Origin of the sequence: Gottfriedia sp. OAE603 (genome assembly GCF_040543965.1) — a bacterium.
Taxonomy (GTDB): domain Bacteria; phylum Bacillota; class Bacilli; order Bacillales; family Bacillaceae_G; genus Gottfriedia; species Gottfriedia solisilvae.
On the sequence record NZ_JBEUNN010000001.1, the window covers coordinates 1,514,104 to 1,526,228 of the forward strand.

The 12,125-nt window shown below is 33.7% G+C and carries 11 protein-coding genes; all 11 read left to right on the forward strand.

Annotated features, from left to right (window positions below):
• The first annotated feature begins 41 nt into the window (after positions 1-41).
• The 11 genes from yfmF to spoVS all read left to right on the forward strand — a co-directional run bounded on the left by yfmF (position 42) and on the right by spoVS (position 12,073).
• Positions 42-1,319: an EF-P 5-aminopentanol modification-associated protein YfmF gene (yfmF, locus tag ABID96_RS07515; protein WP_192601469.1), complete on the forward strand. Its 1,278-nt coding sequence runs from the start codon at positions 42-44 to the stop codon at positions 1,317-1,319.
• The gene (yfmH, locus tag ABID96_RS07520; protein WP_192601470.1) at positions 1,319-2,602 is read left to right on the forward strand and encodes an EF-P 5-aminopentanol modification-associated protein YfmH; all 1,284 of its coding nucleotides are present in this window, start codon (positions 1,319-1,321) and stop codon (positions 2,600-2,602) included. The genes yfmF and yfmH overlap by 1 nt, the downstream gene beginning before the upstream one ends.
• A gap of 200 nt (positions 2,603-2,802) precedes the next feature.
• A complete protein-coding gene (ymfI, locus tag ABID96_RS07525) occupies positions 2,803-3,537 on the forward strand; it encodes an elongation factor P 5-aminopentanone reductase (protein ID WP_192601471.1) in 735 nt (244 codons plus the stop codon).
• A gap of 112 nt (positions 3,538-3,649) precedes the next feature.
• Positions 3,650-4,438: a DUF3388 domain-containing protein gene (locus tag ABID96_RS07530; protein WP_192601472.1), complete on the forward strand. Its 789-nt coding sequence runs from the start codon at positions 3,650-3,652 to the stop codon at positions 4,436-4,438.
• 20 nt (positions 4,439-4,458) lie between these two features.
• Positions 4,459-5,376, forward strand: coding sequence for a helix-turn-helix domain-containing protein (locus ABID96_RS07535; RefSeq protein WP_192601473.1), 918 nt, complete (start codon positions 4,459-4,461; stop codon positions 5,374-5,376).
• Between the two features lie 74 nt (positions 5,377-5,450).
• The gene (pgsA, locus tag ABID96_RS07540) at positions 5,451-6,029 is read left to right on the forward strand and encodes a CDP-diacylglycerol--glycerol-3-phosphate 3-phosphatidyltransferase (protein WP_087998482.1); all 579 of its coding nucleotides are present in this window, start codon (positions 5,451-5,453) and stop codon (positions 6,027-6,029) included.
• Between the two features lie 24 nt (positions 6,030-6,053).
• Positions 6,054-7,304, forward strand: coding sequence for a competence/damage-inducible protein A (locus ABID96_RS07545; protein WP_192601474.1), 1,251 nt, complete (start codon positions 6,054-6,056; stop codon positions 7,302-7,304).
• A gap of 256 nt (positions 7,305-7,560) precedes the next feature.
• Positions 7,561-8,601: a recombinase RecA gene (gene recA / locus ABID96_RS07550; RefSeq protein ID WP_192601475.1), complete on the forward strand. Its 1,041-nt coding sequence runs from the start codon at positions 7,561-7,563 to the stop codon at positions 8,599-8,601.
• A gap of 531 nt (positions 8,602-9,132) precedes the next feature.
• Positions 9,133-10,701, forward strand: coding sequence for a ribonuclease Y (gene rny, locus ABID96_RS07555; RefSeq protein WP_087998479.1), 1,569 nt, complete (start codon positions 9,133-9,135; stop codon positions 10,699-10,701).
• A gap of 191 nt (positions 10,702-10,892) precedes the next feature.
• Positions 10,893-11,690: a TIGR00282 family metallophosphoesterase gene (locus tag ABID96_RS07560; RefSeq protein WP_087998478.1), complete on the forward strand. Its 798-nt coding sequence runs from the start codon at positions 10,893-10,895 to the stop codon at positions 11,688-11,690.
• Between the two features lie 122 nt (positions 11,691-11,812).
• Entirely contained in the window at positions 11,813-12,073 is a 261-nt protein-coding gene (gene spoVS / locus ABID96_RS07565; RefSeq protein WP_044893696.1) for a stage V sporulation protein SpoVS, read from the forward strand.
• Positions 12,074-12,125: the final 52 nt, after the last annotated feature.

Here is a 12,125-nt window from a genome sequence, read left to right on the forward strand (position 1 = left end):
TAAATATATATAAACACTTTTTGACTAAGGAGGGTTTTTAAGTGAATTTGCTACAGTATAAAAACAGTGAAATAAATGGGATTAAGCTACATGTCATCACAACAGAAAAATTTAAAACAAATTCTATCACATTAAAAGTTCGAGGAAAGCTTGAAGAAGAAACAATTTCTTACAGAGGTATCTTACCTTATGTTTTACAAAGTGGAACTCAGGAGCTTCCTACAAATGGTGAAATTCGTAGAAAGCTTGAAGAATTGTATGGAGCAACGTTTTTTGTAGATGTCTCAAAAAAAGGTGACTCTCATGTCATGTCTTTTTCCATTGATATTGCAAATGAAAAATACCTTTCAAATCAAAGTACACTATTAAATGAAGCAATTGCTCTTATATCATCGATCTGGCAAAATCCTTATTTGGAAAATGGAAGCTTTTCTTCAAAGCATCTTGAAACTCAAAAGCGCAGTCAAATCCAACGAATTCAATCAATTAATGATGATAAGCTTAAATATGCAAATCAGCGTCTAGTAGAAGAAATGTTTAAAAACGATCCGTATGCTCTATTAGCGAATGGTAAAACAGAAGCCGTTAAATCAATTACGGCAGAAGAGCTTTATCAATATTATCAAACATCATTACAACAGGATTTAATTGATTTATATATCGTTGGGGATGTTTCATTCGAACAATGCCAAGCACTTGTTGAGGAAAACTTCAAAAATACAAGTGCTGAACAAAAAGGTTTTGATACAGTTAAAGCTAGTGCAATTGAATCTCCTCAAGAAGTTATCGAAGAGCAGAAATTAAATCAAGCAAAATTACATATCGGATATACAACAGATGTATCAATTCAAGATCCAGAATATTTTGCTCTGCAAGTATTTAATGGATTATTTGGTGGATATTCACATTCAAAGCTATTTATCAATGTTCGTGAAAAAAATAGCTTAGCTTATTATGCTGCATCACGATTTGAAAGCCATAAGTCGATTCTAATGGTGATGTCAGGTATTGCAAACGAAAATTACGAAAAAGCAACGACGATTATTGCCGAGCAGCTAGAGGAAATGCGAAAAGGTAATTTCACAGAGGAAGAAATTGCACAGACAAAATTAGTCATTAAAAATAGTCTTTTAGAAGGTATGGATACTGCTTATGGCATTATCGAAACACTATTTAATGACCACGCAGGCGGTAATGAGCGTGCAATAGAAGAATGGATACCAGCGATTGAAAAAGTTACAAGAGAAGAAATTATTCAAGTTGCAAATAAAATCAAACTTCATACAACATACTTCTTAAAAGGTCAGGAGGGAGCATAATGGAAAAGCAATATTTTGAACAACTCAATGAAACACTTTATTTTGAGGAGATGGACAATGGATTAAAAGTCTATATACTCCCGAAACAAGGGTACAACAAAACCTATGCTACCTTTACGACCAAGTATGGTTCAATTGATTCTGAATTTATCCCACTTGGAAAAGATGAGAAGTTAGTTGTTCCAGACGGAATTGCTCATTTTTTAGAGCATAAGCTTTTCGAGAAAAAAGATGGAGACGTATTCCAAGTTTTTAGTAAACAAGGAGCATCTTCTAATGCATTTACTAGCTTTACAAGAACTGCATATTTATTTTCAGCAACGAATAATGTTGACCAAAATTTAATTACCTTATTAGACTTTGTGCAAGATCCATATTTCTCCGACCAAAGCGTAGAAAAAGAAAAAGGGATCATTGGTCAGGAAATTAAAATGTACGAAGATAATCCAGACTGGAGACAATACTTTGGAATGATTGCGTCTCTATACGGAAAACATCCAGTTAGAACAGACATAGCTGGAACTGTAGAATCTATTTCTAACATTACAAAAGAATTATTATATACTTGCTATGAAACGTTCTACCATCCAAGTAATATGCTGTTTTTCGTCGTAGGACCTGTTGATCCTGAAAAAACAATGTCTCTTATTAAAGAAAATCAAAACAAAAAAACATTTAAAGATGCAAATGAAATAAAAAGGTTCTTCCCGGAAGAAACAGCAAGTTCAGCAGAAAAGAAGAAAGTGTTACATATGAATGTTCAATCTTCCAAAGTTTTAGTCGGTGTAAAGGATTTTAATGCGCCGAAAAAAGGTCCAGAATTATTGAAACATGAGCTGACTGTTTCTTTATTACTCGATTATTTATTTGGAAAAGGATCAAATACGTATCAAGAAATGTACGAAGAAGGCCTAATAGATGACACGTTCTCGTATGATTACTCGGCAGAGAATGGATTTGCATTTGCGATCATCGGTGGAGACTCGACTTCACCAGAAAAACTATCAGCAAAAATCAAAGAAGTCCTATTAGATACAAATTCACTTCAATGGGAAAAAGAAATCGTAGATCGAGTTGTGAAAAAGAAAATAGGTGGATTTTTACGTTCACTTAATTCACCAGAATATATCGCAAATCAATTTACAAGATATGCATTCTTAGATATGAATTTATTTGACATCGTAAGTGTGCTACAATCTATTACAGTAGAGGACTTAAAATTAAGTGTTAGTCATTTAATAAATGAAGACTATATGAGTGAATTCTTCGTACTTCCTCATTAAACTAGAAGGCATCCTTTATAGGATGCCTTTTATTTGAAAAAAGGAAGGCGTTTGCTTTGCTCCGACAAGAACTAGCCGAAGACTAATAAAGGTGGTTTTTATCTTTGGTTTTCGCTAAAAACGGGCTTTTGGCAGTAAAACTCCAAGTTCTTATGTCCCTATCGTTAATTTATAGAAGTCTTACAATTGGAGAAAATAAAATGAGAAAAAGAATTTTGGTTATTGGGGCAAGTGGAGATATAGGACTAGCGATATCTCAAAAATGTATTGAAGAAAATTATGATTTGATTGCACATTACAATCGGAATGATCAAAGTGTCAAAAAGATAGTAGAACTAGCAAAAGAGAATGAAGTTGATTGTCAAATTGTCCAAGCAGATTTATCAAATGAATTAGGTGTTAATGATCTGTTATCAAAAATAGATAATCACTCTAAAATAGATTCAATAATTTATGCGTCTGGACAATCTATTTTTGGATTAATTACGGATGCTAGCGATGATGAAATTGATAAAATGACACAATTACATATTAAAAGCTTGATTAAACTAGTAAATCATTTTATTCCAGAAATGGTTTCAAAAAAAACAGGTAGTATTGTTGTTATTTCTTCTATTTGGGGTCAAATTGGTGCATCATGTGAAGTTTTATATTCTACTACAAAAGGTGCTCAAAATGCTTATGTAATGGCATTAGCAAAAGAGCTAGGACCAAGTGGGATTCGTGTGAACGCTGTTGCACCTGGTGCTGTAAAAACGAATATGTTACAGACGTTTAGTGAGGAAGAATTACAAAGTATTGCAGAGGAAATTCCATTGAATAGATTAGCCATTCCAAACGAAATAGCCAATACCGTTACATTTCTTATTTCCGAACAATCTTCCTACATAACTGGTCAGATTCTAGGAGTAAATGGTGGGTGGCATACTGCCTAGTAAATTTAAGTCTTGAAAGTTTGCTAATTCACATATTTTACCTTTTCTATTAGGGTAAAATCGTTTATTATAAAAGGTAGAGTAAAAGTAGTTATAATAAGGGGGTATAAGTATGCAGTTAGTTGAATGGTACTTTGAGTATGAAATACATAAGAATCGCCCTGGACTACTTGGAGATATTGCTTCACTTATTGGTATGTTAGGGATTAATATATTAACGATTAACGGTGTTGCTACAATGAAACGTGGAATGCTACTTGGTTGTGATAATGATGATCAAATTACTAGATTTGAATCAATTTTAAATACAATGGACAATATAACAATAATTAAACTAAGAAAACCGACACTTAGAGATCGTTTAGCGGTTAGGCATGGTACATATATTCAACGCGATGAAGATGATAAAAAAACATTTAGATTCGTTCGTGATGACCTAGGTATGTTAGTTGATTTTATGGCTGAGTTATTTAAGATGCCAGGACATAAGCTAATCGGAATTAGAGGAATGCCACGTGTTGGGAAAACCGAATCAATAGTAGCGGCAAGCGTTTGTGCAAATAAGCGTTGGTTATTCGTATCTTCAACGCTAATAAAGCAAACTTTAAGAAGTCAATTAATAGAAGATGAGTATAATTCAGAAAATGTATTTATTATAGATGGAATACTATCTCATAGAAGAGCAAATGAGCAACATTGGCAATTGGTTCGTGAAATCATGGCGATGCCTTCTGTAAAAGTAGTAGAGCATCCTGACGTATTTGTACAACAGACTGAATATTCATTAGAAGATTTTGATTACATAATAGAACTAAGAAATGATGAAAACGAAGAAATTAAATATGAACTAGTAGACCAAAATAAAGATGGACACAACTCGTTCTCAATGTTTGATTTTTAAAGTTAGTTGGGGTGTAAATTGTGACAGAATTAGGAAAAATATTACGAGAAGCTAGAGAAGCTAAAGGTTTATCGATCGATGATGTGCAAGAATTAACAAAGATACAAAAACGCTATTTAGAAGCGATTGAAGAAGGTAACTATGAAATATTACCTGGACAGTTTTATGTGCGTGCTTTTATACGTCAATATGCAGAAACAGTAAATGTTGATGTCTCGAATTTCTTAGTGGAAAAACCGACAGTAGAAGACGCTGAAGAAGGTTCAATTCAAGCAGAAGAAGTTAAACATGAGGAAATACCTACACGTTCTTCAAAGCTTAAAGAACCATTAGGTGTAAATGTGAAGTCATCACGCGTGATGGATTATTTACCAAAAATATTAATTGCCATTCTTATTATAGGCATTTGTATTCTAATTTACGTGATGTTCCCAACGAAAGATAACAAAAACAATTCTGCAAATACAAATCAATCTAATGCAAATTCAGAAATCGAAAAACCTGACAATAATGCTTTAGATGAAACAAATAAAGATGATGAAGCAACAAACGAAGATACGAAAGATGATGTTACTCAGGATGAAGAAAATCAAACTGAAGAAACAACACAAAAAATTACTGTAGATTCGGCTGAAGGTAAATATACAACTGTTTCATTAACTGGAACTGATGTATTTAAACTAGAAGTAATTGGTGCTACTGGCGATGTGTATTTAGGGATTAAAAATAAAGCTGGGTCGTCACTGTTCGCAGGTATGATCAATGAATCTAAAAATCAAACTTTTGATTTTACCGATGAAGAAGAAGTAACATTAAATATTGGTGCAACACAGGCTGTTGAATTAAGAATCAACGATGAAGTATTTGAGTTTCCTGTAAGTCCATCGGAATCTGTACACCAATATATTACGATTAAAAATTTAAAAATGAATCAATAGTCATCTTCAAGATGGCTTTTATTCATTTCTCATAAATTAGCTTCATTTTTTAGAAAGTTTTGGAGGTTTTTACCATGAATTTACCAAATAAGATTACAGTATCAAGGGTATGCTTAATACCACTATTTATGATTGTTGTGTTAATTGACTTCGGATGGGGGAATGTTACTTTACTAGGTGACTCTATACCAGTTAATCATCTTGTAGGGGCGGCTATCTTTATTCTAGCATCCGTTACTGATTTTATAGATGGTCATTTTGCACGTAAGTATAACTTAGTAACAAACTTTGGGAAGTTTTTAGACCCTCTTGCAGATAAGTTACTTGTTTCTTCTGCTTTAATTATTTTAACTGATTTTCATTACGTACCAGCATGGATCACAATAGTGATTATTAGTAGAGAATTTGCTGTAACTGGATTAAGAATGATTTTAGCTGGTTCTGGAGAAGTTCATGCTGCAGCAATGCTAGGGAAAATCAAAACTTGGGCACAAATTGTTGCGATATCTGCCTACTTCTTACATGATTTCCCATTAAACTTCTTACCGTTTTCAATTGCTGATGTATCTCTTTGGGTTGCACTATTCTATACAGTGTATTCTGGTTGGGATTACTTCTATAAAAATAGAGAAGTTCTTATTAAATCAATGTAACATGTATTAATAGGAGGAAATGATATGAAAAAGGCTGAAATTATTGCGGTTGGAACCGAGCTTCTCTTAGGTCAAATTGCGAATACAAATGCTCAATTTTTAGCTAAACAATTGTCTACACTTGGTTATCACCATCATTTCCAAACTGTTGTAGGAGACAATGCTGAACGATTGAAGCATGTGTTAGATGTTGCTACAACACGCAGTGATCTTATCATATTAACAGGTGGGCTAGGTCCAACTAAAGATGATCTAACAAAAGAAGTTGTCGCTGAATTTCTAACCGAAACATTGGTCATTCATGAACCTTCGTTGCAATTTATAGAACAATATTTCATAAAAGTTAACCGACCGATGACTGAGAATAATAAAAAACAAGCTTTAGTTATTAATAACGCACATGTTCTAATGAATCATAATGGAATGGCTCCAGGGATGGTTTACGAAGGTGAAAATAAACAATTCGTACTGTTACCAGGTCCCCCAAAAGAAATGATTCCAATGGTAGAAAATGAGTTAATTCCTTATTTCTTAAAAGGAAAGGAAACTAACACAATTGTATCAAAAGAACTTAAGTTCTTTGGCATTGGCGAGTCTATTTTAGAGACGAAGATTATTGATTTGCTTGAAAATCAGTCGAACCCAACGATCGCTCCATTAGCGAGTGAGGGTGAAGTTATGCTTAGAGTTACTGCAAGTGCTGAGGATGAAGTTGCTGCTAATAAATTGATTGAACAAGCTGAACATCAAATTCGAGAACGAGTTGGACAATTTATATATGGCTCAAATGGAGATAATCTGTTTATCGTCCTTTCAAAAAAATTAAAAGAACACAATCTATCAATTTCAGCTGCTGAAAGCTTAACAGGTGGATTGTTTAGTAAAAGAATGACAGATATTCCAGGTAATTCGTCAATCTTTAAAGGAAGTATTGTTTGTTATTCAAATGAAGTGAAACAAAATCTATTAAATGTGCCTAAAGAATTACTAGAAAAAGAAGGTGCAGTAAGTATAGAGTGTGCTAAGTCGTTAGTTGAAAACATTCAAAGTGTCTCACGTAGTGATGTTTCAATAAGTTTTACTGGGGAAGCTGGACCAATTGCAAGTGAGGAAGTACCAGTAGGTAAGGTTTATATTGGTATAAAAATTGCTGATTCTCCAGCTATTGTCAAAGAATTCCAATTTAGCGGTAGTAGAGAACAAATTAGGCTATCTAGCGTAAAAAATGGAGCAAGTCTATTAGTGAAATTAATTGATGAAAGTCAAGACTTATAAATTATAACTGTATATTTTATAATAAGAAAGCTCGGTTAAATTGGCCGAGTTTTTTAATTTTCACATACTTAATTTAATAGATTTTTAGTTTTATAGGCGATAAAATACGAAACAAGCGTTTCTATTCCGAGAAATTCTTGTTTAAATACAAAAAATATCGAATAAATGTTCTATTTTTTTGTTGGCAAACGAACAAAAAACAGTTATGATAGATTTATAAGATATATAAATGGATGTAATTTGAGGAGGAAAACAAATGAGTGATCGTCAAGCTGCTTTAGAAATGGCTTTAAAACAAATAGAAAAACAATTTGGTAAAGGTTCAATTATGAAGCTTGGAGAGCAAACTGATCGCCAAATTTCAACTATTTCTAGTGGATCGTTAGCACTAGATGTTGCTTTAGGTGTAGGTGGCTATCCTAGAGGTCGTATTATTGAAATTTATGGCCCTGAGAGTTCAGGTAAAACAACTGTAGCGCTTCACGCTATTGCAGAGGTTCAAGCTCAAGGTGGACAAGCGGCATTTATTGATGCTGAGCATGCATTAGATCCTATTTATGCGCAAAAGTTAGGCGTTAATATTGATGAATTATTATTATCTCAACCAGATACAGGGGAACAAGCACTTGAAATTGCTGAAGCACTAGTTCGAAGTGGTGCAATTGATATTATTGTTGTCGATTCAGTAGCAGCTTTAGTTCCAAAAGCTGAAATTGAAGGTGAAATGGGAGATGCTCACGTTGGTTTACAAGCTCGATTAATGTCACAAGCATTACGTAAGCTTTCTGGTGCAATCAATAAATCAAAAACAATTACAATCTTTATTAACCAAATTCGTGAAAAAGTAGGGGTAATGTTCGGAAACCCTGAAACAACACCAGGTGGACGTGCCTTAAAATTCTATTCATCTGTACGTTTAGAAGTGCGTCGTGCTGAACAATTAAAACAAGGTAATGATATTGTTGGTAACAAAACGAAAATTAAAGTTGTTAAAAATAAAGTAGCTCCTCCGTTCAGACAAGCAGAAGTGGATATTATGTACGGAGAAGGGATTTCTAAAGAAGGAGAAATTCTAGATATCGGTTCTGATTTAGATATCGTTCTTAAGAGCGGTGCTTGGTATTCATATAACGAGGAACGACTTGGACAAGGTCGTGAAAATGCTAAGCAGTTCTTAAAAGAAAATAAAGATATTCGTGATACTGTTAAAGCATCTATTCGTGAGCACTATAATTTAGATAAGCCAGTAACTGTACCTGATGAAGAAGAGGATCAATTTTCTTTATTAGATGAGTAAGCTTTTATAACGATGAATTAAATAAATAATGTATCTTAATAGTTAGTCGTTTAATTTAGTAAAAAGCGGGTGCTTCCAATCAGCACTCGCTTTTTTTGATAGCTTTTTGGATTTGAAACTAGATGGTGAAGTTACTTGCTACTGAAGACTCATTTTAGTAGTAGGAGTCTCGCTAATAAGCTTGGTTGTGATTTCATACAATCTAGCAAATGAAAGGATAGATTTTAAATTATATTGAATAAAAAAAGACGAATATTTTTCAATATATTTTTCTTTTATAGTATAAAATTTTAAATTCTATGTATGAAATCTAGTAAAAATGTAATAAATATTGATAAATCAAGCAAGTAAGCAGGTTACAAGGCTTGACATCATTTGGTAAGAGATTTAATATTTAAGTGTATATTCTAAAAAAATATTACTTTGAAATGAAAATTGAATTTTAATGTGCTGTATGTTGATGCAATTTATTAATACAATATACCAGCCGACAAAAATGAAACTAATTAAATAGCAAGAGGAGGTGAAATCATGGGTGCACAAGAAATAATTTGGATCATCTTCGTATTGCTTGCTCTCGGAGTCGGTTACGTTGTTGGATTTTTTGTTCGTAAGTCCATTGCAGAAGCTAAAATTAATGGCGCAACTAATCATGCAAATCAAATTATTGAAGATGCTAAACGTGATTCAGAATCGATTAAAAAAGAAGCTTTATTGGAAGCAAAGGACGAAATCTTTAAAATTCGTACAGATGCAGAAAACGAAATTCGAGATCGTCGTAGTGAAATACAGAAGCAAGAAAATCGTTTGATGCAAAAAGAAGAGAATCTTGACCGTAAAGATGATGGACTTTCTAAACGTGAGTCTGTACTTGAAAGAAAAGAGGAATCTCTTGTTTTAAAACAACAGCAAGTAGAAGAACTGGAAAGCAAGATAGAGGCATTAATTGCTGCTCAGCAAGAAGAGTTAGAACGTATTTCTAGCTTAAATCGTGAAGAAGCAAGACAGTTAATTCTTTCTAAAGTCGAAAATGAGCTATCCCATGAAACAGCAATTTTAGTAAAAGAAACAGAAGCTCGTGCAAAAGAAGAAGCTGATAAGAAAGCGAAGGATATCTTATCATTAGCAATCCAGCGTTGTGCTGCAGACCATGTTGCCGAGACAACAGTATCTGTAGTAAATCTTCCAAATGATGAAATGAAAGGTCGTATTATCGGTCGTGAAGGTCGAAACATACGTACTTTAGAAACATTAACAGGTATTGATTTAATTATTGATGATACACCTGAAGCTGTTATTTTATCAGGTTTTGATCCAATTCGTCGTGAAACTGCGAGAATTGCATTAGATAAGTTAGTACAAGATGGTCGAATCCATCCTGCTAGAATTGAAGAAATGGTTGAAAAATCTAGACGTGAAGTAGATGAGTACATACGTGAAGTCGGTGAACAAACTACTTTTGAAGTTGGCGTTCATGGAATTCACCCAGACTTAATTAAAATATTAGGTCGTCTGAAATTTAGAACTAGTTATGGTCAAAATGTGTTAAAACACTCAATGGAAGTTGCAAATCTAGCGGGTCTAATGGCAGCTGAGCTTGGCGAAGATGCTAAATTAGCTAAACGCGCAGGATTACTTCATGATATTGGTAAAGCAATTGACCATGAAGTAGAAGGTAGCCACGTTGAAATCGGTGTTGAATTAGCGACCAAGTATAAAGAACATCCAGTAGTTATTAATAGTATCGCATCACACCACGGTGATACTGCTCCTACATCAATTATTGCTGTATTAGTAGCAGCTGCTGATGCATTATCTGCAGCTAGACCTGGTGCAAGAAGCGAAACATTAGAAAACTATATTCGTCGATTAGAAAAGCTTGAAGAAATTTCTGAATCGTATGAAGGTGTTGAAAAGTCATTCGCTATTCAAGCTGGCCGTGAAGTACGAATCATGGTGAAACCGGATACGATTGATGATTTACAAGCTCATAGATTAGCAAGAGATATAAGAAAACGTATAGAAGATGAACTGGATTATCCTGGACATATCAAAGTTACGGTTATTCGTGAAACTCGCGCTGTTGAGTATGCAAAATAAAGTGGCAATTGCCACTTTATTTTCTTTTATGTGAAATAATTGGAGCTCCAACTAAACAATCTGATCTTTATCATGGATGAAAGATTTAGATTGTGCTAGTAAAGGAGCTTTTCATATTTTTGGGTAATATATAGGTAAGATATTTGTATGTTCTATAAAAAGAATATGCAAATTTGGAAGGATGTAAGAAGATGAGAATTTTGTTTATTGGTGATGTAGTAGGTTCAAATGGTAGAGATATGGTAAAGACTCATTTACAGTCTTTAAAAAGAAATTTTAGTCCTTCAGTAACGATAATAAATGGGGAAAATGCAGCACACGGTAAGGGAATTACAGAGAAAATTTATCGTGAATTTTTAGAATTAGGAGCTCAAGCAGTTACGCTTGGTAACCATGCATGGGATAAAAAAGAAATATTTGAATTTATTGATAACGCAAAGTATCTTGTAAGACCTGCAAATTATCCGGAAGGAACACCAGGAAATGGTTTAGTATTTTTAAACTTCAATGATGTTGAGATTGCAGTAATAAATTTACAAGGAAGAACATTCCTACCTGCAATCGATTGCCCGTTTAAAAAGGCAGATGAGTTAATTAAAATTGCAAAGAAAAGAACAAATATCATTTTTGTTGATTTCCATGCGGAAGCTACAAGTGAGAAAATTGCAATGGGATGGTATTTAGATGGTCGTGTAACGGCGGTAGTAGGTACACATACACATGTTCAAACAGCAGATGAAAGAGTATTACCTGAAGGAACTGCATTTATAACTGATGTTGGAATGACTGGTCCATATGATGGTGTGCTTGGCGTTACTAAGGAAGCAGTCTTAAAGAAATTCTTAACGAATCTTCCAGTACGCTTTGAAGTGGATGAAGGAAGAGGCCAGCTAAGTGGTGTAATCATTGAATTAGATAAGAATTCTGGAAGAGCAAAATCAATCAAACGTATCCAAATTAATGATGATCATCAAGCGTTATTATCTTAATTAAAAGAATAGTAAAAATTTTTAAAAAACTTTAAAAAATTAGCAGGAATATCTTCTTGTTATCAAGAATAGTTTTTATTGTACACAATAATAGCTTTTTTAGTAACAAGGAGGATCTAGGAATGGAAATATTAAAAGTTTCAGCAAAATCAAACCCTAATTCTGTAGCAGGAGCACTTGCAGGTGTATTAAGAGAGCGTGGCTCGGCAGAGATTCAAGCAATCGGCGCTGGTGCATTAAACCAAGCTGTGAAAGCAGTTGCAATTGCAAGAGGATTTGTAGCACCAAGCGGAGTGGATTTAATTTGTATCCCTGCATTTACAGATATTCAAATCGATGGGGAAGAGCGAACAGCGATCAAATTAATCGTTGAACCTCGTTAATAATAACAACCTGTAAGCAACATGCGAGCAGGTTGTTTTATTTTGCATTTCT

What these genes read in the sequence shown, in the direction of transcription:
- yfmH (WP_192601470.1), top strand. Translation starts at nt 1,319, where the DNA reads ATGGAAAAGCAATATTTTGAACAACTCAATGAAACACTTTATTTTGAG.
- ymfI (WP_192601471.1), top strand. Translation starts at nt 2,803, where the DNA reads ATGAGAAAAAGAATTTTGGTTATTGGGGCAAGTGGAGATATAGGACTA.
- ABID96_RS07530 (WP_192601472.1), top strand. Translation starts at nt 3,650, where the DNA reads ATGCAGTTAGTTGAATGGTACTTTGAGTATGAAATACATAAGAATCGC.
- pgsA (WP_087998482.1), top strand. Translation starts at nt 5,451, where the DNA reads ATGAATTTACCAAATAAGATTACAGTATCAAGGGTATGCTTAATACCA.
- ABID96_RS07545 (WP_192601474.1), top strand. Translation starts at nt 6,054, where the DNA reads ATGAAAAAGGCTGAAATTATTGCGGTTGGAACCGAGCTTCTCTTAGGT.
- recA (WP_192601475.1), top strand. Translation starts at nt 7,561, where the DNA reads ATGAGTGATCGTCAAGCTGCTTTAGAAATGGCTTTAAAACAAATAGAA.
- rny (WP_087998479.1), top strand. Translation starts at nt 9,133, where the DNA reads ATGGGTGCACAAGAAATAATTTGGATCATCTTCGTATTGCTTGCTCTC.
- ABID96_RS07560 (WP_087998478.1), top strand. Translation starts at nt 10,893, where the DNA reads ATGAGAATTTTGTTTATTGGTGATGTAGTAGGTTCAAATGGTAGAGAT.
- spoVS (WP_044893696.1), top strand. Translation starts at nt 11,813, where the DNA reads ATGGAAATATTAAAAGTTTCAGCAAAATCAAACCCTAATTCTGTAGCA.